The sequence below is a fragment of the Mesorhizobium sp. AR02 genome (genome assembly GCF_024746835.1).
In the GTDB taxonomy this organism is placed as follows: domain Bacteria; phylum Pseudomonadota; class Alphaproteobacteria; order Rhizobiales; family Rhizobiaceae; genus Mesorhizobium.
Genome location: NZ_CP080531.1, coordinates 4,825,202 through 4,844,783 on the forward strand (window position 1 = coordinate 4,825,202; position 19,582 = coordinate 4,844,783).

Consider the following 19,582-nt stretch of genomic DNA (forward strand, 5'->3'; position numbering starts at 1 on the left):
ACTAGTCCAGGTTTACCGTAATCGAAACCCGGCGATTGGTGGAGCTCCCGGTTTGACTATTTTCAGGCACCAGCGGCTCAAAGGTGCCCGCGCCCCGGACCTGCAGGAGTTCCGGAGCGACGCCGCGCTTGTTGAGAAGTGCACGAACTGTCTCGGCGCGGGCGGAGCTGATAGACGCGTTGGCTGTCTCACGGCCCGTGGCGTCCGAATGGCCGGTCAACATGAACCGCGCTGTTACGCCTGACTTACGGGCATTTTCGGCGAATTCCTTTATTTGATCCGCCAATCTGTCGAGAACCGGCGTCTGCTCTGGTCCCGGTACAACTTTGCCGGAATAGAAGAAAATATCGGTCGCCTGGATGGCCTCTCGCAAATCATTAAGTTCTGCAAGGTTCAGCTCATGCAGCTGCGAGACATCCAGAACCACTCCGTCCGCCGAAAGTTGTTCGGCAGCGGCCCGCGCCCGATTGATCCAGTTGGCAGGAGCCTCACCCACGACAACGATGCGACCCTGGATGATCGAAAGCAGAACCGATTTCGGCGGGGTCAGCGAAGCCTCCAGCCGCTTCACCACGAACTTCGGATCAAGGCTCTGATAGAATTGCCACTGTGAATGAACGCGGGCAGGATCAACCTCCGTTCCGTGCAGCAGAGCTTGCGGGTCGGCGGCTAGCGGGTCTCTCAGGCCCGAAATGTAGAAATGTCCGCCCCTCTGCGTTTGCTGGGCGACGATGATTCCCGGTTGGGCCTCAAGTCGCGACACATAATACTGCCAATGCTCCGCCGCGCGCGCTTCGGGGCTCACATCGCGAACCTTGGAGATGTCGAATTCCGGCCCGCCTGCCGAAAGCTGTCGGGCCGCCGCGCGCGCCTGATCTATCCAGGTGTCGGGAGCCTCACCCTCGGCAACGATGCGATCATTGACGATCGAAAGTCGCACTGTATCCGGCGGATATAGCGACGCGGTCAGCCGCTTCAACACGAACTGCGGCTCAAGGCTTTGATAGAATTGCCACTGCGAATGAACGCGGGCGGGATCGACCTGCGTTCCAGACAACAGCGACTGCGGGTCGGCGCCAAGCGGGTCTCTCAGGCCGGCAATATAGAATTGGCCGTCGCGTATCTTTTGCTCCGCAACGATGATGCCCGGCTGGGTCCCCAGTCGCGACACATAGGCCTGCCAGCGATCCGCCTCGCGTTCCTCGGAGCTTACATCACGGACCCTGGAGATATCGAATACCGGCCCGCCTGCCGAAAGCTGCTGGGCGGCGGCCTGCGCCCGGTTGATCCACGTGGCAGGAGCCTCGCCTTCGGCAACGATGCGATCATTGACGATCGAAAGTCGTACTGTATCCGGCGGAGCCAGCGACGCCGTCAGCCGCTTCAACACGAACTCCGGCTCAAGGCTCTGATAGAACCGCCACTGCGAATGAACCCGGGCGGGATCGACCTGCGTTCCCGACAGCAGCGACTGCGGGTCGGCGGCAAGCGGGTCTCTCAGGCCGGCAATATAGAATTGGCCGTCGCGTATCTTCTGTTCTGCAACGATGATGCCCGGCTGGGTCCCCAGTCGAGACACATAGGCCTGCCAGCGATCTGCCTCGCGTTCTTCGAGGCTTACATCACGGACCCTGGAGATATCGAATACCGGCCCGCCTGCCGAAAGCTGCTGGGCGGCGGCTTGGGCCCGGCTGATCCAAGCGGCACTCGCCTCACCTTCGGCGACGATGCGATCCTTGACGATCGAAAGTCGCACTGTATCCGGCGGAACCAGCGACGCGGTTAGCCGCTTCAACACGAACTCCGGCTCAAGGCTCTGATAGAATTTCCACTGCGAATGAACGCGGGCAGGATCAACCTCCGTTCCGTGCAGCAGAGCTTGCGGGTCGGCGGCAAGCGGGTCTCTCAGGCCGGCAATATAGAATTGGCCATAGCTTACCTTTTGTTCCGCAACGATGATGCCCGGCTGGGTCTCCAGTTGCGACACATAGGCCTGCCAGCGCTGCCCGGATTGCCAGGAAAGAAGGAACCAGCCGCCCGCCGGAACCAAAAGCAGCAGGGCTGCAACCACTACCAGCCACGGAAACCCCTGGTTTGATTCCTCCTGCTTCAGCTCAACGCACGTCTGCAATTGTGCCTCTACGCCGGCCAACTGCGAACTGTCGCCGTCAAACTCCCCTAAAGCCTGTGAGCATTCCTCATGGATGCGAAGCAATACATCGCGAACTATTTCATGTAATTCCTCTGGTGGATTTCCTCGGATCACCGAAACCAAGGTCGCAAACTGTCCAACTTCTGACCAGAGACGAAGGTCACCAAGACGGATAGTGTCCAGACTGCTCTGTTCTTTTTCGTTAAATGAGTCTTTCACAAAATCTTGAATTGCACTAAGCATCGAAGAAATAAGCTGAGGATCCTCGCTCGTTGCGTTGTCGGCAGCTACATGCGATATCAAAAGTCCAGAAGTTCGGCTAATGAGAAAGACATGTTCTACGCGATATACAAGAGAATGCTTAAGAACAACTTCAGAAAAGCTAGCGCCGGTTCTCCAAGATTCAAATCTCCACTTGAGCCCGTGCCAGGTAAATATATGTCGTAAAGTTTCATTCAGCGACTGAAAGGTCTGGTCGATCTTTTCCCCGATCGACTTGCGAATTGCCGGCAGAAACACCGGGTATAATATATCCGTCAGCGTGCGCGGGCTCTTCTGGATCGACCGTTGCACAGCCCTTTCGACAGCTGGCGCAAGGGCTTCGCCGAGTTGCGCATGAGGCGCTCGTGCGGCCGCACTGGGAAGAACGTCGCCCACGGCTGCCGCGAGCTGCTCCGGTTCGTCCAGCAGATGCGTAACTCGTGAAAGCTCTGAAATTTCGCGGCTGACCAGCAACTGGCGCAGCGTTTCCATGCGAGGATCGGCGCTTGGAACTCCGTCGAAACGCGCACGGTAGTCCGGATCAACATTCCGGGCAACTTCGATCAAAAGACGAGCCAGAGCCTCGCGATCAATCTCTGTATCGTTCGAGGCTGTTCTTTGCGGAAGGCTGATTGGGTCGACGGTCGACGTCAAGGTCCCATCAACTCGCTTTCCAACTACGGTCCGAGTTGCTCTTGCTGCCGACAGGATCCTGATTCAGGCATTTTGCAACCTCGACAAACAGGCCAGCCAAAAGATTTCGGTCGGTCTTGACATTGCTGAGATCGGCAAACATTTTCTCTATCAGCATCTGAACGCCTTCATTCTTCTGCTTGATTTCCTCACGCAGTAAATGATCGTTTCGATTTATCCGGTCCGAAACGTCGCGCTCAAGCGCGCTCAATTGATCCGACAACGCGCGCACCTGCTTTTCAAGTGCCTGGTTTTGCTCGCGCAGATTCCGATCAATCTCCTTGTCGGCGTCGGCTCGTGAATCTTTTTCGTTCCGCAATTGCCCCGCAAGCGAATCGACCTGCTTCTTTGCATTTGACTCGTACATGTCGAGATTGCGCTTGGCCTCGGATTCGACATCCTTGAAGCGCTGTAAGACCCGTTCTTCGAGCTTGGAGAAGCGGCGGTCATAGTCCTGCATCTGGTTGCCGAACAGCAGATCACGTATCTTGTCGACACCTACAGCGTCGCCGGAGCCCCCGTTTTCGCGAGCCTGGACCCCCATGAAGTTCAGACCGTTTCCTTCTGCGTTACCTATCAGATTTCCGTCCGCCTTCTTTTCTGAAGAAACGGAATTCGAAGATTCCTTTGCCATGCTTTTGCCCTTCCGTTTGAACATCCGCCGCAGTGCAAAACCCCATATATAAGAAAGTCAGCATGTCAGCAAAATACCCGGCTCGCAAGCCGGTATCGTCTTGACTTGAGCCGATTCGTGAGGCAGCCGCGCGCTGAGTCGCCGACGCAGCAATGGAAATTGGGAGCGACGCCATTTCAAGAGCGGCAGCCGCGGCTGGTCGGGGGTCAAAGGCGGTAAGCGTGGCCGTCGAGGCAGTGACGCCCCGCAATCTCTGCGCTCACGGCATCCCCGCAAGGCGATCAACCGAACAACGACGGCGGCAGGGCGCAGTTTCGCGTTCAAGGAAGGCGATCCGATCAAGCTCGATAAGAACCGCTTCACCAACTACACGACAACGCCGCGGGTGTTTGCGCGCGCACTCGCGGATGGCGTGAGGAGCCTTCCAGACGTCAAGAAGGGGTCGTAGCGCCGCTGGGGCGGCCTCAGGGCTCCAAGTCGGTAGACGGACTGTTGCGTTGTGCCGCGCCGCGCCGCTCGAGCGCGGTCTTGCGGATGATTTCCGCGATCTCCGGGCTGCTGCCGCACAGCATCTGGAAATCCGCCGAGTGCAGCGACAGGAGTGAGACCACCGTTGCGGCGCTGACGGTCGCCGACCGCGGTTCGCCGTTGATCAGCGCCATCTCGCCGAAGAAGGCGCCAGGGCCAAGCTCCACCGGATTCGGCGTCGCGACGCTGACGCGCCCCTCCACGACGAAGAACATCTGATCACCGGCCTCGCCAATGCGGCAGATCACGGCGCCGGCCGGCACCGTGCGAGCTCTTAACGCGCGCACGATCTCGACCAGCACGGCCGGGCCGAGCTTCTGAAACAACGGCACGGCGGCGACCAATTGCCAATTGCGGACGAAATCCCCGCGACGGACTTCTTGATAGAAGCCCGTGGCAAGAATGCCGGCCCAGAGCCCGAAGATACCGATGCCACTCATCATGACCGCCCCGGCAAGGACGCGGCCGGCGAAGCTTTGCGGGATAGTGTCGCCATAACCGGTCGTGGAAAGCGTGACCACCGCCCACCACATTGCCTGGGGGATGCTGCCGAACTTTTCCGGTTGGATGTCGCGCTCGATGACATAGGCCGCGAGCGCGACAGCGAACAGAACGACGCCGAAAAGCGTGGTGACGCCGATCAGATTGCGCGCTTCATTGGCCAGGACCCTGCCCAGCACCGGGAAGAACGTCGAGTCGCGCAGCGGTTTCAGCAGCCAGACAGCACAGTAGAGGCCCCGGTCGGGCGTGCCGACGAGCAGAAATGCGGCGAGTGGAACCAAGACCGCGAGCACATCGATGGCGATTTTGGGCGTCCTGTCCCGAAGGTCTCCCGTCCGGCGCTTGAGCAGCGTCGCGCCCAGTTGCAGGAGATAGGCGCCCCAGATGACAGCGAGCAGGGCAGCCAGAGCCAGTCTGCTTCGTCCGGACATGTCCGGTATCGTGAGCGCTGCCATCGCCAGAAGCCCAGGCGCAGCCAGCACCGCGTTGAGCGGCGCGTAAATTCTTAAGAAAGGCATTACCGACATTCTATGCCCACGCTACGCCCACGAGCGGCTATACCCTCCAAAATAGGATGCCTTCAAGGCAAGCGTAAAGGTGCTTACTGTCGCTGCGATGTGAATCACCAACGGTGAACTCGGATGTCCGGGATTGCTTCGTGACCGGACGTGAACAGACAGGCCACAACCGACGAGAATGACCCGATCCGGACAATAGCGACGGAAAACTGAAATATCGGAACGTCGCTTCACTCGAGCCCGATCCACACGAAGCCGTCCTGCTTTCGAACAGGTCGGTCGAGCGCTGTCGTGGGCAGTGTGGGGCGGTGGCACCTACAAGTTCAGCGAGAAGACCTCGTTCAACATTCAGATCTCGTATGACGAGCGGAAGAACCTCGGCGTCGCTGCGAACATCGCCTTTGACGTCGTTCCGGGCTTCACGGTCACGGCCGAAGTCGATTACCTCAATGCAGGCAAGTACGACGACGCCGACTTCTCCAACTGGACCGGCGCCGACAAGAAGAGCAGCGTCGGCGGTATCCTCCGCTTCCAGCGCTCGTTCTAAGGGCTGGTTCCTTAGAGCTGAATTCCAGCCCAGGCGCGCAAACGCCCGGGCTGTTTTTGTTTTGTGACTGGGTCAAGGCCAACAGAAGGATGGGGGTATCGGTAGCTGAATAGGGTCCGTGGTTGGTTTCGTGGGATCCGCTGATGGGCGGATGAGATCACAATCGCGTGATTCAAATCTCTTGAAAGGACGCTTCCGAGCGGATAGGGCTGATCTATCCACTCCGGCGGTGTGGCAATTGATGACGAACGAAGCGATTCAAGAGGGTGAACCCTCTGATCATTTTTCGATGTTTTCTTCTCAGACTTCCAAGATACGATACAGTTATAGCAAGATCAGAGAAGTAATGTCGTTCAGGACCTGTCGGCGGAGATAGGATAGTGCGGCCGCTTGGGGTGGATGCCGGTGATCTTGGACCGTTCATTTCCAGTCCCAAACCCCGCCCGAAGCCCTGAGCTTGGTGAACGGGCCTTTGGGCCGCCGGCCTTCCGGATCCCTGACCGCAGAGGCTTCAAATTTACGGCCGAAAACGTCACCATGTTCCTGTTGCAGGCAAAGGGCAAGCCATAATGTTCTCTGATTGTTCCTCAGCTTGGCCAAAATCACAGCTTCGGGCCGATTAGGCCAAATATGGTCAAACGCCTACTCTTCGCAATGCGTCACGGAGAAACCCGGTGGAATACCGAGGGGCGCTTTCAGGGCCGCAGCGACCATTCCTTGGCGGTTCCCGGGCGGCGGCAGGCCACGGAAAATGGCGGCAGGCTGAAGGCTCATTTCGAACGTCTCGGCGTGAAACCTGCCCGGATCGCGGCCTATACGTCGCCGCTCAAGCGGGCGCGGGAGACGATTGCCATGGCGGCTTTGGAAGTGGGGATTGCCGAAAGCCAGGTCAACATCGACGTTCGTCTCGCGGAAGCCTCGTTCGGCCGCTGGGAGGGGATGACCACGCTGGAGGTAAAGGAGCGTTTTCCCGCCGAGCGCCGCCGACGCAAGGCGGACCGCTGGAATTTCGACTCCCATGATGGTGACAGCTACGCCGATCTGGCGCGTTTAATGGAAAGCTTCCTGGCCGATCTCGATCCGGGGCAGCCGGTACTCGTCGTGTCGCATACCGGGAACATAAGGGTAATGGCCTTCATGCTCGCCGGCCTGACACAGGACGAGGCGATGGCGCTTGCCGTCCCCCATGACGCGGTGCTTCAGTTGGACGGGCGCCAATTCACATGGATTTGAATTTGCGAATGCATTTGCCCTGAAGCTCGATCGTCAGGATGGCAAGCGCCTTGCACAGGAAGCGTTTGGCCGCCGGAACTCGATCCCTCCTGGATGTATCGCCGGAAATACCGTCAGATTTTCCCGCTGATCCTTTGTCGCCAGCAGCCAATCAGAACCTATCTTCTGAAAATCAACAGCTTACCGACAACCGAGGTCCAATTGATGATGTGGCGTCGATAGTCAACAAGCCGCAGATAATCCTATGCCTTTCCACGCTAAAATAGCCCTTTCGCCGAATTTCGCAGGTCGTTACCCTACTCCCGGCGCTACTTTCAGCCACGCTGTCACGCGGCGGCTCGAATAGCCTGACCTCGAAGTGATTAATGAGCTTGGACGACATTGTCGAAAGTCGTATAGCGGACGACGATCAGCCTGAAGACACAATCAGGAGAGCGTCATCCTTGGACCCTCCTGGGTAATACAAATTGAAAATTGCGGCCTCATGTTTCAAAAGAGGTTGGTAGACCCTGCGAGGACGGTTTCGAAGCCTGCGGGGTCACCCACGGTCCTCAAGGCGAGAATTCTAAAAGACGTTCAAAATGACCCAGCACGTACACAATGCTCGAATTCTCATGTACAGCCACGACACGTTCGGGCTCGGCCACTTGCAGCGCTGCCGGACGATCGCGCATTCGCTGGTCGAGGATTTCCGCGGACTTCAGGTGCTTATCATCTCGGGTGCGACCATCGCTGGCGCCTTCGACTACCGCGCCCGTGTCGACTTCGTGAAGATCCCCAGCGTCATCAAGCTGCGCAACGGCGAATACACCTCGCTGGAAAAGGATATCGATCTGCATGAGACGCTAAGGATGCGCCAGTCAATCATCCGCCACACAGCCGAGACCTTCAGGCCGGATATCTTCATCGTCGACAAGGAACCACTCGGCCTGCGCGGCGAGATCGAGGACACGCTGTCCTACCTCAAGACGCGGGGCACCACGCTCGTGCTTGGCCTGCGCGAGGTGATGGACGCGCCGCATCTGCTCGAAGCAGAGTGGGCACGTAGGGATGTGATGCGCAAGATAGGCCTGTTCTACGACAAGGTCTGGGCCTATGGCCCGCCGGATTTCTACGATCCGTTGACCGGCCTGGATGTGCCGCCGGCAGTCAGGGCAAAGATGAAGTTCGTCGGTTTCCTGCAACGCAGCCTGCAGAAGAACGAGTTGCCCGGCCACCGGCCCGAGGGCGACTATATCCTCGTTACCACCGGTGGTGGCGGTGACGGCGCCGAACTGATCCACGACGTCATCGATGCCTATCAGCAGGATCCGCAATTGCAGCATAGGGCGCTGATCGTGCTTGGGCCTTACATGCCGGCGCGCAAGCGCAACAAGCTGCTCAGGAAGGGGTCCAAGATCCCCTATATCAAGATCATCGAGTTCGACAACCGCATGGAAGACCTGATTGCCGGCGCCAAGGCGGTGGTGGCGATGGGCGGTTATAACACCTATTGCGAGATACTGTCTTTCGACAAGCCGGCGCTGATCGTGCCGCGCGTCAAGCCCCGCGAGGAACAACTGATCCGCGCGCGGCGCGCAGCTGAACTAGGCCTCATCGAGATGCTTTTGCCGGAGGAAGCCGAGGATTCCCAGCGGTTTGCCGATGCACTGAAGGTTCTGCCGGACCGGCCTCGCCCATCGCAGAGCAATCCGCATCTAACGCTGGAAGGGCTGCCTCATATTTCCGAAATCGTTGCAGAACTGCTCGACCGGCGGGCCGGTCATCACCTTTCGGTCATTGAAGGCATGAACTGAGTTGCAACATCGCAAGATCGTCGTGGTTCTGAAGGGCTATCCGCGGCTGTCGGAAACCTTCATCGCTCAGGAACTGCTCGGTCTGGAGCGTGCGGGGTTCGACCTGATACTCGTCGCGCTCAGGCGGCCGACCGACGCAAGACGCCACCCCGTGCATGACGAGATCAAAGCGCCCGTCCATTATCTGCCGGAATATCTGCATGAAGAGCCGTTGCGCGTGGTTCGCTCGCTGTTTGCTTGTCTGCTGCGGCCGGGCTTCTGGCGCGCTCTCGGATCGCTGGCGGCCGATATCCCCCGCGACTTTACGCGCAATCGCGTGCGCCGCTTCGGGCAAGCGCTCGTGCTGGCCGCCGAATGGCCGGAAGACGCGGGTTGGCTGCATGCACATTTCGCGCACACGCCGGCATCGGTGACGCGCTATGCCAGCCAGCTTCGTGGCCTGCCCTGGAGCTGCTCGGCCCATGCCAAGGACATCTGGACTTCGGCGGACTGGGATCTGGTTGGCAAGCTTGCCTCGGCGCGCTGGACGGTCACTTGCACGAAAGTCGGTTTCGACCGTCTGAAAAAACTCGCTAACGGCAACTCGTCTGTGCATCTGAGCTATCATGGGCTCGACCTTGATCGCTTCGGCAGTTTCGGCGAGACGCGGAAACGGCATGACGGCTCGGCGCAGGACGAACCGGTTGTCGTTCTGAGTGTCGGGCGCGCCGTTGAAAAGAAAGGTTACGATACCTTGCTGGAGGCCCTTGCCCTCTTGCCGGGTGATTTGGCGTGGCGTTTCGAGCATATCGGCGGCGGCGAGGAACTGGAAGGGCTCAAGGCACTGGCGCGAAAGCTCGGACTGGATGGTCGCGTCTCTTGGAAAGGCGCGCTTGCGCAGGAGGAGGTGCTTGAGCACTACCGCTGCGCCGACATCTTCGCCCTAGCCTGCAGGATCACCGCAAATGGCGACCGGGACGGTCTGCCGAATGTTCTGGTGGAGGCGGCCAGCCAGCGGCTTGCCTGCTTGTCGACGGATATTTCCGGCGTGCCGGAGCTTCTATCGCCGGATGAAACCGGGCTGCTGGTTCCCACGGAAAACCCGATTGCCCTGGCACAGGCGCTGGAGCGCCTGATCCGTGATCCCGTGCTGCGCGCCCGCCTCGGCGACGCCGCAGAGCGGCGCGTGCGCGGCAATTTCGATCATGTGGCAAGCATTGGACAGCTCAAGGACCTGTTCGAGCGGGAGTGGCGGGCCGCCGAATGAAGCGGCTGCGCGCTTTCTTCTATGTCCAGCACCTGCTCGGCATCGGCCATCTCGCGCGCGCCAGCCGCATTGCGGCTGCTCTGGCCGATGACGGGTTTGACGTAACCGTCGTGACCGGCGGAGCGCCGATCGCGGGGTTTCCGGGACCGGGTGTAAAATCTGTAACTTTGCCGCCTGTCACCTCCGGAGATGAAGGATTTTCCGGGCTTGTCGACCTGCAGGGCAAACCCATCGACGATGATTTCAAGAAATCGCGCTCCGAGATGTTGCTGCAGGCATTTCGGGATTGCAGGCCTGATATCGTCATTGTCGAGGCGTTTCCCTTTGGGCGCCGGCAGATGCGTTTCGAACTCTTGCCGCTGATCGAGGCCATCGAAGCGACGTCGCCCAGACCGCTTTTGGCGACGTCCGTGCGCGACATCCTTCAGGAGCGCGTCAAGCCGGGCCGAAACGAGGAAACGGTCGATCTCGTCAACAGGCATTTCGACCTTGTCATGGTCCATGGCGATCCGGCTTTCGCAACCATCGACAAGACATTTCCACCGGCCGGGGCGATCAGGGCCGAGGTCGCCTACACAGGGCTCGTTGCCGCACCGCGGGCGCCCGCGGCCTCCGAGCGCTTCGACGTTCTGGTGTCGGTTGGCGGCGGGGCTGCGGGAAAGAGCCTTGTCCGGTCCACCATCGCAGCGGCGCGCAATGCCGACAACGCCTGGAAATGGTGTCTGATCACCGGCCCGAACCTGCCGAAAGACGAGTTTGACGCGATTGCAGGCGATGCCACCCCGGGCCTGTCCATCTTCCGGTTCCGCGAGGATTTCGCCAGCCTGCTGGCTGGCGCCCGGCTGTCGGTCTCGCAGGCGGGCTACAACACGGTCTGCGATATCCTGCGCGCGGGGTGTCGCTCGCTGCTCGTTCCCTTTGCAGCCAGCGGGGAAACCGAACAGACGGTTCGCGCCCTGATGCTCGAAGAGCTCGGTCTTGCAACGGTACTGACGGAAAAGGACCTGACGCCTGAAGGTCTGGCGCAAGCGGTTAAACAGGCGCTTGCGAGGCCGGCGCCAACCTCGCATAGTCTCGATCTGGAAGGCGCGCGTCGCTCGGCGCAGATTCTGCGCGACCGGTATCGAACCTGGTCCCCGAGATCCTGACGTAGGCCGCGTCTGGGTTCGATTCGCGCAACGCGCTTCAAACAGTTCCAATGAGCATGAAGCGCGTGTATTTTTTTGTCGGCAGTTCGCCGGAGAAGCTGATCTCCCGCAGCGCCGCCATGGCTTCGAAGGCTGCAAGTGAAGGCACGCAGTTGATGTGCGTCGGCTCGCTGAAATAATCGTTCGATTGCAGCAGCACATTCGTGCCTCGCGGAAGCAGGGCAAGCCAGGCGCTGAGATCGGCTATGTGTTCGCAGCTCGTATTGACCACCAGGTCGGGCCGCCCGGCCGCATAGTCTAGTGCGTACATATCTTCCGTCAGCGCCCGGAAGCGGTCGCCGGCTTCCCGGTTGAGGGTCCGTGCGACCGGCCCGACTTCGGGATCGATGTCGATGCTGTCGATCGCCGCGATGTCGAAACGGGCGTCGTTGAAAAGCATTGCCGGCAATACGCCGTACCATCCGCCCAGAACCCATATGCGCCCGAACCGGCCGCCGTCGCTTTCGAACAGCTTGTCGAGCGCCCACATCTTGCAGGCGACCTGCTTGTGGTTGAAGGCGTTGGCGATATCGGCCGTCGGATGCTTGGCGATGACGCGCGCCAGCCCGGCCACGAGAGGGTGGTTGACATAGGCAGCAATTCCCCGTGTGAGGTCCAGGGCTTGCTCGTGCCCGTCCATGCCGGCATTGCGTGGTTGCGTGACATCCATCATATTCGTCTTGTAGGGTGGGATTTCGGGCGACACAACGCAATCTTGCCCCTTGCAAGGCTGTTTGATCCGCGGACATGATTATGCTGTTAGCCGCTTCGCCGTTGCCCGGAGAGAGCCGGTTGCATCTGTCCGGACCGTTGGTGTCCTGCATGCATTGCGGCTTCGAGTTTGTCGTTGGCGACGAAGACATTGCCGATACGCCCTTCGCCGGCAGGTGCCTTTGCATCCTGCATCCTGCCAACTGAAGGACCTACAGTCGCATATGGAACCCAGCCTAGCCCGCTATATCTGGAAGCACACCAGGAAGCAGCAGATCTGGATATTGATGATCGTCTTGCTTTCGATGATCCCGTACTTCATGTCCTTCGACCTGCCGAAGCTGATCGTCAACGGCCCGATCCAGGGCAAGGGGTTCGAGCAACCGGGCGCGACACTGCCATTCATGCGGCTGCACTATAATCTGCCGTTCATTGGCGAGGTCCAGTTCTTCTCCGGTTTTCAACTCGACCGGACGGCGACGCTGCTTGCCCTGAGCCTCGTGTTCCTCTTGCTGGTCGTCATCAACGGCCTGTTCAAACTCTACATCAACACCTACAAGGGCCGCCTCGGCGAACGCATGCTGCGGCGTATCCGCTTCGATCTGGTCGATCGTGTGCTGCGGTTTCCGCCGATTTACTTCAAGCGGGTGAAATCGGCCGAAGTGGCGACCATGGTGAAGGACGAGGTGGAGCCGCTGGGCGGCTTCATCGGCGATGCATTCCTGCAGCCGGTGCTGCTCGGCGGCCAGGCGCTGACAGCCATGTTGTTCATCATGGTCCAGAACGTCTGGCTCGGAACGATAGCGCTCGTGATCGTGGCGATCCAGATCGTGCTCATCCCGCGAATGCGGCGGCGGCTGATCGTGCTCGGGCGCCAACGGCAATTGACGGCGCGCGCGCTTTCGGGCCGGGTTGGCGAAATCGTCGACGGCATCGGCGCGGTTCACGTCCACGACACGTCAAACTACGAGCGCGCCGACATAGCTGCCCGGCTCGGGCTCATCTTCAAGATCCGCTTCGATCTTTACCAATGGAAGTTCATGGTAAAGTTCCTCAACAATTTTCTCGCGCAGCTCACGCCCTTTCTGTTCTACATGATCGGCGGGTATCTGGTCATCGGGGGCCGGCTGGACGTCGGCCAGCTCGTGGCCGTGATCGGCGCCTACAAGGACCTGCCCGGACCGATGAAGGAACTGATCGACTGGGATCAGGATCGGCAGGATGTCCAGGTCAAATATCAGCAGGTCGTTGAACAGTTCACCGTCGAGGATATCATAGCGCCGGGAATCGGGGCACTGACGATCGACGATCCTGGTCCGATGACAAACCCGCTGTCGGCGGTCGGTCTGTCCATAGCAGACGATGGCGGTGCAATGCTCCTCAACCGTATCTCCATGCAGGTCACGCCGGGTGAGACGGTGGCGCTGGTCAGCACCTCAACAGGTGGAGCGGAGGCGCTGGCAGAAGCCTTCGCGCGGCTGAACTGGCCGGAAAGCGGAAAGGTCGCTTCGGGCGCCGATGACCTGCTTGAACTCCCCGAAGCAGTGACCGGCCGGCGGATGTCCTACGCCTCGTCGGATGTTTTCCTGTTCCACGCAAGCCTGCGCGATAACCTGCTCTACGGGCTGAAGCATGCGCCGCTGACATCGGTGACTTATGACGGCGCCGCGGCAGACCAGCAGCGCTGGAACATCGACGAGGCGCGCCGGTCGGGCAATCCGGATTTCGATACCCATAGCGACTGGATCGACTATGCTTCCGCCGGTGCTACCGGCCCGCACGACCTCTTTGAAGCGGTGCGCCGGGTGCTCGACGCGGTGCTTCTGTCGCGCGACATTCTGGATCTTGGCTTGCGCTCTTCGGCCGACCTCACGCGTCACACGAAACTTGCCGGGCGGATCGTCGAACTGCGTGCAGCGCTGCGAACCCGGCTGGAACAGGAAGGGCTGCGCGAACTGGTGGTTCCTTTCGAGCCGGGCGCTTACAACACCGAAGCGACGATCGGCCAGAACCTGCTCTTCGGCGCTGCCGCCGGCCCCGAACTGGCCGACAAGGCACTGGCGGCCAATCCCTATTTTGCTTCTGTGCTGAAGCAAGCCGGCCTCGACCGCACGCTCTACGAAATGGGCATGGAGATCGCCGAACAGGCGATCGAGCTGTTTGCAGACCTGCCGCCCGATCACCAGTTCTTCCAGCAGCTCGCCTTCATGAGCGCCGAGGAGATACCCGCCTACGAGACCTTGCTGCAGCGGCTCAAGAACCGTCCCTACGAGGTGGTTTCGGAGGCCGACCGGGCCATGATCATCACCTTGAGCTTTGCCTATATCGAGCCCCGGCACCGCTTCGGTCTGCTGAGCGACGAGTTGATGAGCAAGATCGTCGCCGCACGCAACCAGTTTTATGAAAACCTGCCGTCCGAGCTGCAGGGTGCGATCGAACGGTATGATCCTGCCAAATACATTGCCGCGGCCACCGTCATGGACAATGTCCTGTTCGGGCGTGTGGGCAACAACCATCCCGACGCGCCGGACCGCATACGCTCCATCGTCTATGACATTCTTGACGAGCTGGGACTTTATGCCGAGCTTCTGGATGTCGGCCTGGACTTCAACGTCGGCGCCGGCGGCAGGCGGCTGACCGGTGGACAGCGACAGAAGCTCGATGTTGCCCGGGCCCTGCTCAAGCGTCCCGATTTTCTCATTCTCAACCGACCGCTGTCGGCGCTCGACCAGCGCATTCAGGACAAGGTGCTGCGAAACGTGCTCGAGGAAGCCAGACGCGACGACCATGCGCCGGCAATTGTGTGGGTCGTGACGAGTCCGGCAATGGCGATGATGTTCGATCGCGTTATCGTCTTTGACTCAGGCCAATTGGTGGAGGACGGTACGCACGAGACACTTTTGGCAGGGAACGGTATCTTCAAGGAACTTCTGTCATAGTCTGGCAGACGCGAATTTAGGAAGGTTTGCGACAATGCTGCTCAAGGATGAAGTTGGAATGCTGCAACGCGTTCCCTTGTTCTCTGGCATCGAGCCGGCAAAGCTCAAGCTGCTCGCGTTCACATCCGATCGCGTGAGCTACAGCGCCGGCCAGATCCTCTTCCGGCAGGGCGACGAGGCAGACGCCGCCTATGTCATCCTTTCGGGCAGGGCGGATATTCTGGTCGATTCCGACAGCGGGCCGATAAAAGTTGCCGAACTGCTGCCAAATTCGATCGTCGGCGAGATCGCCATATTGTGCAACAGCTCCCGCACTGCCACCGTCAGAGCGGCAAGTGATCTGGAGGCCTTGAGAATCCGCAAGGATCATTTCCTGAGGCTTATGAAGGAGTTCCCGGAAATGACCATCGAGATATTGCGGGTTCTTGCCGATCGGCTAAGCCATACGACCGCGGATCTGATCGACGCACGAACCACCGCCTAGAGCTACGATGGGCGAAAAGTAGCATGGACGACGATTTTTTCCAGGTCAGATTTTGGGGCGTGCGCGGCAGCATAGCGGTATCCGGGCCAGAATTCGTTCGCTATGGCGGCAACACAAACTGCATCGAGATGCGATGCGGCAAGCATACGCTTCTGTTCGACGCTGGCTCGGGCCTGCGGCCTGCCGGCAGGGCGTTTCAGGCGGCAGATGTGACCGATTTCGACCTGTTTTTCACCCATTGCCATTACGATCACATCATCGGGCTGCCGGCTTTTGCGCCGATCTTTGACCCAAGCGTCAAGCTTACGGTTTGGTCCGGGCATCTTGCAGGACGCATGACGACCCGGCAGATGATCGATGAGTTCATACGGCCGCCGTGGTTTCCGGTGAAAATGGACGTCTGCAAGGCAAAGCTCGACTGCCGCGATTTCGTGTCCGGAGACGTGCTTCGGCCGCGCGAAGGGGTGGTGGTTCGGACCGGCAGTCTAACCCATCCGGGCGGCTGCATAGGCTACCGGGTCGAATGGGGCGGTCGCGTCGTGGCGGTGATCACAGACACCGAGCACGAGCCGGACACACTCGATCAGTCGGTGCTCGGCCTGATTAGAGATGCCGACCTCGTCATCTACGATTGCACCTACACCGAGAAGGAAATGGAACGCCGTCGCGGGAACGGGCACTCGACATGGCAACAGGGCGTCAAACTCTGTGAGGCGGCCGGTGCGCGGGGGCTCGCGCTGTTTCACCACGATCCGACACGCACCGACGAGCAACTGGATGCGATGGAGAAACTGGCCAAGGACAGGTTTGCCGGCGCTTTTGCGGCGCGGGATGGCCAAACGCTCCAACTCCCGGTCTCATTGCACAAAAAGCGCTGAGCTATTTTTCCTCTCCTTGTTTGAGCATGATCTTATCCGAAAATCGGATGCCACTTTTCGGGATCATGCTCCAGCGACGCTGCGCCCAATCAATGTCCGGATCGGAAGCCATGCGCAGGCTTCGGTCCGCGCGGTGACTGCGAACAGCCGTTCGAGGAAAAGCCAGGCCGATTCATCATGGACGAGATGATGGGTGAGCAGGCCGACCGGTTCGCCGCCGTCGAATGCTTGCTGCAATTGCGCGATGATGGCCTGAACCAACAGGCCATGGTCGCGGCAGCCGCGCGTGCCATGCCAATCCATGATGTCGACATTGCTGTTGATGACCGCCAGGGAAGCCGGCTTCGGCGGCCCGAAGACCGACAATGCCGCAAACCCTATCGATCCAAGGTCGGATACCATGCCGGCGTCGATCCTGTTCCAGGGCGGCACCAGCATCGGAACAGCACGTGTGCCGTGCAGTCCGGCTATGTGCGACAGTCCGCGAGCCAGCTCATCGAGCACCGCCTCGCGTGGCCGATGCACGCCGAGCTCCTGCTTTTTCTGGTCCCCGGGTGCATGATTTCGGTGCGCCCAGCCATGGATGGCGACCGTGGCCTGCGGTGCTTCGTCAAGCCGGACGACAAGCTTCTCGTCGGTCTGGGACGGAATGACGGCCAGAGTGACCGGAACCGCGAATTCACCGGTGAGGTCGAGCAACCGATCAAGCGCCGGCGTCGGATCCACGGCGTCGTCGTCGCGTAGCCAGAACTCCGCCTTGCAGCCCGCCCGTTGCCGGCGCGCCAGTTCTTCCACCAAGGGCTGCCAGATCGGATCGGTTGTCATGAGACCGGAATCTTCTTGAAAAGGTCGGCCAGACGCGCCGCCGCGCCACCGAGGGAACGTTCTTCGAGGACGAAACGCCTGGCTTCTGCGGCCATCATGGTTCTTTCGTTGTTACGGGTCAGAAGCCTTTCAATGGCGAAAGCGAACGCCGCGACATCGCCCGGCGGGGTGAGAAACCCGGTCTGGCCATCCCGCACGACCTCCGGCACGCCGGCGATGTCCTGAGCCACCACCGGAAGGCCGGCGGCCTGTGCTTCAAGATAGGCAACGCCATAGGCCTCGCCGTAACCCGGCCAGACGTAGATTCCCCCGCTGTAAAGAACATCCGGCACGGCGGCCGGCTCGATCGCGCCAAGCCATTCGATACGGTCGGCGGGCAAGCCGGCGAATTGCGCTTTGACCTCGTCACGGGCAGGCCCGTCCCCGACGACCGACATGGTCCAGGGCAGGTGGTCGATCGAGCCGAGGGCTTGCGCCAGCATGCGATAGCTTTCGACTTTGTCGCCCGGGCGCATCATGGCGACGGTAACGAGGCGCGTCGGACAACTCCGTGACGGCATGTCGCGGAATGCCGATGTGTCGATGAAGGGCGAAAGCATATCGAAAACGGCCTGGGGAATCGCATCTGTCAGCCCCTGGCGATCCCTTTGGGTGAAGCAGATGTTCAGCGCCGCCTTTTCGATGGCTCGCGCCACCAACGCCTGGCTATCGGCCCACAAGCCGGCGTTGCGTCGCCTCGAATAGGAGGCTTCCGCTGTCACATAGGGAACAGCAAAGGCCGACGCCAGTTCGGGTCCGATCAGGTCGGGCGCCTTGTAATAGGGATGGTAGGTGAACCAGAGATCGGGCTTGCCCTGACGGTGCCAAAGCCTTGTCAGCCGCGCGGCTTCGTCCGCGGCCTCGATCTTGAGCGCATCGAAACTTTTCGGCTCCGGCTGGCGTAGATAGAAGCGCAACTCAGATGCCAGTTCGACGCTATGCCCTCCGTGCTCCAGCGCCTTGACCAGCATCCGTGCCATCTGGCGGTCGCCGGAGACGACGGGATGATTGGGTGACTTCAGCGGCGCGTAGAAGGCAATTCGCATCGCGCGACCCTATCATCGGAAAGCCTGCGCAAGTCAATTTCGAAGCACGATCGACTTCACCTTCAAGCGTTGGAATGTGCTATCTAATGCTCATGGAAACAGCTGTCGCGTCCGACCCGTTTGTCGGTTCCTTGCCAGTCTTCGCAAAGTTCGAAAGCGTTGCCGATATCGACAATTATCGGCCTCTGCCCGATGGCTGGGCGCTGGCCACCGCCGACATTGTCGGCTCGACCAAGGCGATCGAGGCGGGGCGCTATAAAACCGTCAATATGGCCGGCGCCAGCGTCATTTCGGCGCTGCTCAATGCGCTGGGCCGGCAAGATCTTCCCTATGTCTTCGGCGGCGACGGCGCACTCGTGGCGTTTCCCGGCTCGGCGCTTGAGATCGCCCGCAACGCGCTGGCTTCTGTCCAGAGATGGGTGGCGGACGAACTGGACCTGACCTTGCGTGCGGCAATCGTGCCGATAAAGGACATAAGAGCGCAAGGCTTCGATGTTCGCGTGGCGAGGTTCCAGGCCTCCGAAGCGGCCTTCTATGCCATGTTCGCCGGCGGTGGCGGCAGTTGGGCGGAAGCCGAGATGAAAGCCGGGCGCTACCGCATCGACCCTGCGCCGGCCGGCGCGCGGCCGGATCTGACCGGCCTCTCCTGCCGCTGGAACCCGATCGAAGCCCGGCACGGCGAAATCGTCTCGATCATAGCCATACCGGGGGCTTCGCGAGACTTGCGCGGTTTTCAGTTTCTGGCGTCCGACATCATCGCCCTTGCCGGCAGGCAGGAGCGTGATGGCCACCCGGTGCCGGTGGACGGGCCGGCCTACAGTCTGTTGCCCGCCGGCCTCGATGTTGAGGCGCGGGCCACGGCGCCGCCAGGGCGGCGGTGGCGGGTGAAGCTGTGGGTGATGTTCCTGATGACGCTTACGGCTGTCACCGATAGATTTGGCTGGACGATCGGCCGTTTCGATCCGAAGGTCTACAAACGCGAGGTGGCCAGCAATTCGGATTTCCGCAAGTTCGACGACGGCTTGAAGATGACCATCGATGTTGACGCGGATGTCTTACACCGGATCGAGAACCGGCTGAAACAGGCGGAAGAGGCGGGCATTTGCAGCTATGGCCTGCACCGCCAGAAGTCGGCCTTGATGACCTGCCTCGTCATCTCGCCGCTGCAGCCCGATCATGTTCATTTCATCGATGGCGCCGACGGCGGCTATGCGATGGCTGCCGCAAGCCTGAAAGCGAAGGCGCCGGTCCAATGACGGCTTGCGGAAATCGATTTTCGGCAATATGCCTCGGCCATGGTTCTTTGGGACCCGGTGAGCCCCGCCATGGGCGCGGGTAGTCTGTCCGAATTGACGGGAAAGCAG

Annotated in this window: 15 protein-coding genes and 1 pseudogene; 9 read left to right on the forward strand and 7 right to left on the reverse strand. The window is 60.2% G+C overall.

Annotated elements, in window-relative coordinates:
- Nucleotide 1: 1 nt before the first annotated feature.
- The 3 genes from DBIPINDM_RS27520 to DBIPINDM_RS27530 form a co-directional block, all read right to left on the reverse strand.
- Nucleotides 2–3,067, reverse strand: a complete 3,066-nt coding sequence (locus DBIPINDM_RS27520) for an OmpA family protein (protein WP_258582139.1) — start codon at nt 3,065–3,067, stop codon at nt 2–4.
- A gap of 7 nt (nt 3,068–3,074) precedes the next feature.
- Complete coding sequence (locus tag DBIPINDM_RS27525) at nt 3,075–3,740, reverse strand: hypothetical protein (RefSeq protein WP_258582140.1); 666 nt, start codon at nt 3,738–3,740, stop codon at nt 3,075–3,077.
- 464 nt (nt 3,741–4,204) lie between these two features.
- Nucleotides 4,205–5,296 carry a cyclic nucleotide-gated potassium channel gene (locus tag DBIPINDM_RS27530; RefSeq protein WP_258582141.1) on the reverse strand — a complete coding sequence of 364 codons (1,092 nt, stop codon included), beginning with the start codon at nt 5,294–5,296 and terminating at the stop codon, nt 4,205–4,207.
- A 280-nt stretch (nt 5,297–5,576) separates the two neighbouring features.
- Here DBIPINDM_RS27530 and DBIPINDM_RS27535 point away from each other — a divergent pair.
- A pseudogene (locus tag DBIPINDM_RS27535) lies at nt 5,577–5,834 on the forward strand (porin); the annotation flags it as partial.
- A 630-nt stretch (nt 5,835–6,464) separates the two neighbouring features.
- Nucleotides 6,465–7,067: a histidine phosphatase family protein gene (locus DBIPINDM_RS27545; RefSeq protein WP_258582142.1), complete on the forward strand. Its 603-nt coding sequence runs from the start codon at nt 6,465–6,467 to the stop codon at nt 7,065–7,067.
- Here the strand turns inward: DBIPINDM_RS27545 and DBIPINDM_RS27550 are convergent.
- Nucleotides 7,054–7,218: a hypothetical protein gene (locus DBIPINDM_RS27550; RefSeq protein ID WP_258582143.1), complete on the reverse strand. Its 165-nt coding sequence runs from the start codon at nt 7,216–7,218 to the stop codon at nt 7,054–7,056. The genes DBIPINDM_RS27545 and DBIPINDM_RS27550 overlap by 14 nt on opposite strands.
- A gap of 430 nt (nt 7,219–7,648) precedes the next feature.
- Between DBIPINDM_RS27550 and DBIPINDM_RS27555 the strand changes: the two genes are divergently transcribed.
- The 3 genes from DBIPINDM_RS27555 to DBIPINDM_RS27565 are packed head-to-tail and all read left to right on the forward strand — an operon-like array spanning nt 7,649 to nt 11,257.
- Nucleotides 7,649–8,863: a glycosyltransferase family protein gene (locus DBIPINDM_RS27555; protein ID WP_258582144.1), complete on the forward strand. Its 1,215-nt coding sequence runs from the start codon at nt 7,649–7,651 to the stop codon at nt 8,861–8,863.
- 1 nt (nt 8,864) lies between these two features.
- The gene (locus tag DBIPINDM_RS27560) at nt 8,865–10,109 is read left to right on the forward strand and encodes a glycosyltransferase (RefSeq protein ID WP_258582145.1); all 1,245 of its coding nucleotides are present in this window, start codon (nt 8,865–8,867) and stop codon (nt 10,107–10,109) included.
- Nucleotides 10,106–11,257, forward strand: coding sequence for a glycosyltransferase family protein (locus tag DBIPINDM_RS27565; RefSeq protein ID WP_258582146.1), 1,152 nt, complete (start codon nt 10,106–10,108; stop codon nt 11,255–11,257). Before DBIPINDM_RS27560 ends, DBIPINDM_RS27565 begins: the two co-directional genes overlap by 4 nt.
- 37 nt (nt 11,258–11,294) lie before the next feature.
- Here the strand turns inward: DBIPINDM_RS27565 and DBIPINDM_RS27570 are convergent, their stop codons facing one another.
- Complete coding sequence (locus tag DBIPINDM_RS27570; RefSeq protein WP_258589356.1) at nt 11,295–11,966, reverse strand: class I SAM-dependent methyltransferase; 672 nt, start codon at nt 11,964–11,966, stop codon at nt 11,295–11,297.
- A gap of 265 nt (nt 11,967–12,231) precedes the next feature.
- Between DBIPINDM_RS27570 and DBIPINDM_RS27575 the strand changes: the two genes are divergently transcribed.
- From DBIPINDM_RS27575 to DBIPINDM_RS27585, 3 genes are read left to right on the forward strand one after another with little or no spacing between them, the layout of a single operon-like run.
- Entirely contained in the window at nt 12,232–14,946 is a 2,715-nt protein-coding gene (locus DBIPINDM_RS27575) for an ABC transporter transmembrane domain-containing protein (RefSeq protein WP_258582147.1), read from the forward strand.
- Between the two features lie 34 nt (nt 14,947–14,980).
- On the forward strand, nt 14,981–15,430 hold the full coding sequence (locus DBIPINDM_RS27580) for a cyclic nucleotide-binding domain-containing protein (RefSeq protein WP_258582148.1): 450 nt from the start codon (nt 14,981–14,983) through the stop codon (nt 15,428–15,430).
- Nucleotides 15,431–15,453: 23 nt separating this feature from the next.
- The gene (locus tag DBIPINDM_RS27585) at nt 15,454–16,308 is read left to right on the forward strand and encodes an MBL fold metallo-hydrolase (RefSeq protein WP_258582149.1); all 855 of its coding nucleotides are present in this window, start codon (nt 15,454–15,456) and stop codon (nt 16,306–16,308) included.
- A gap of 63 nt (nt 16,309–16,371) precedes the next feature.
- Here the strand turns inward: DBIPINDM_RS27585 and DBIPINDM_RS27590 are convergent, their stop codons facing one another.
- Nucleotides 16,372–17,133 (reverse strand): polysaccharide deacetylase family protein, encoded by a 762-nt coding sequence (locus DBIPINDM_RS27590; RefSeq protein ID WP_258582150.1) that lies wholly within the window; start codon nt 17,131–17,133, stop codon nt 16,372–16,374.
- The gene (locus tag DBIPINDM_RS27595; protein WP_258582151.1) at nt 17,130–18,218 is read right to left on the reverse strand and encodes a glycosyltransferase family 4 protein; all 1,089 of its coding nucleotides are present in this window, start codon (nt 18,216–18,218) and stop codon (nt 17,130–17,132) included. The genes DBIPINDM_RS27590 and DBIPINDM_RS27595 overlap by 4 nt, the downstream gene beginning before the upstream one ends.
- A 74-nt stretch (nt 18,219–18,292) precedes the next feature.
- Between DBIPINDM_RS27595 and DBIPINDM_RS27600 the strand changes: the two genes are divergently transcribed.
- The gene (locus tag DBIPINDM_RS27600; RefSeq protein ID WP_258582152.1) at nt 18,293–19,474 is read left to right on the forward strand and encodes a DUF3095 domain-containing protein; all 1,182 of its coding nucleotides are present in this window, start codon (nt 18,293–18,295) and stop codon (nt 19,472–19,474) included.
- Nucleotides 19,475–19,582 lie beyond the last annotated feature (108 nt).

Excerpts from the sequence above, each read along its gene's own strand:
- DBIPINDM_RS27565 (WP_258582146.1), top strand. The coding sequence starts at position 10,106 with ATGAAGCGGCTGCGCGCTTTCTTCTATGTCCAGCACCTGCTCGGCATC.
- DBIPINDM_RS27575 (WP_258582147.1), top strand. The coding sequence starts at position 12,232 with ATGGAACCCAGCCTAGCCCGCTATATCTGGAAGCACACCAGGAAGCAG.
- DBIPINDM_RS27555 (WP_258582144.1), top strand. The coding sequence starts at position 7,649 with ATGACCCAGCACGTACACAATGCTCGAATTCTCATGTACAGCCACGAC.
- DBIPINDM_RS27525 (WP_258582140.1), bottom strand. The coding sequence starts at position 3,740 with ATGGCAAAGGAATCTTCGAATTCCGTTTCTTCAGAAAAGAAGGCGGAC.
- DBIPINDM_RS27545 (WP_258582142.1), top strand. The coding sequence starts at position 6,465 with ATGGTCAAACGCCTACTCTTCGCAATGCGTCACGGAGAAACCCGGTGG.
- DBIPINDM_RS27590 (WP_258582150.1), bottom strand. The coding sequence starts at position 17,133 with ATGACAACCGATCCGATCTGGCAGCCCTTGGTGGAAGAACTGGCGCGC.
- DBIPINDM_RS27570 (WP_258589356.1), bottom strand. The coding sequence starts at position 11,966 with ATGGATGTCACGCAACCACGCAATGCCGGCATGGACGGGCACGAGCAA.
- DBIPINDM_RS27530 (WP_258582141.1), bottom strand. The coding sequence starts at position 5,296 with ATGTCGGTAATGCCTTTCTTAAGAATTTACGCGCCGCTCAACGCGGTG.
- DBIPINDM_RS27600 (WP_258582152.1), top strand. The coding sequence starts at position 18,293 with ATGTGCTATCTAATGCTCATGGAAACAGCTGTCGCGTCCGACCCGTTT.
- DBIPINDM_RS27585 (WP_258582149.1), top strand. The coding sequence starts at position 15,454 with ATGGACGACGATTTTTTCCAGGTCAGATTTTGGGGCGTGCGCGGCAGC.
- DBIPINDM_RS27580 (WP_258582148.1), top strand. The coding sequence starts at position 14,981 with ATGCTGCTCAAGGATGAAGTTGGAATGCTGCAACGCGTTCCCTTGTTC.
- DBIPINDM_RS27595 (WP_258582151.1), bottom strand. The coding sequence starts at position 18,218 with ATGCGAATTGCCTTCTACGCGCCGCTGAAGTCACCCAATCATCCCGTC.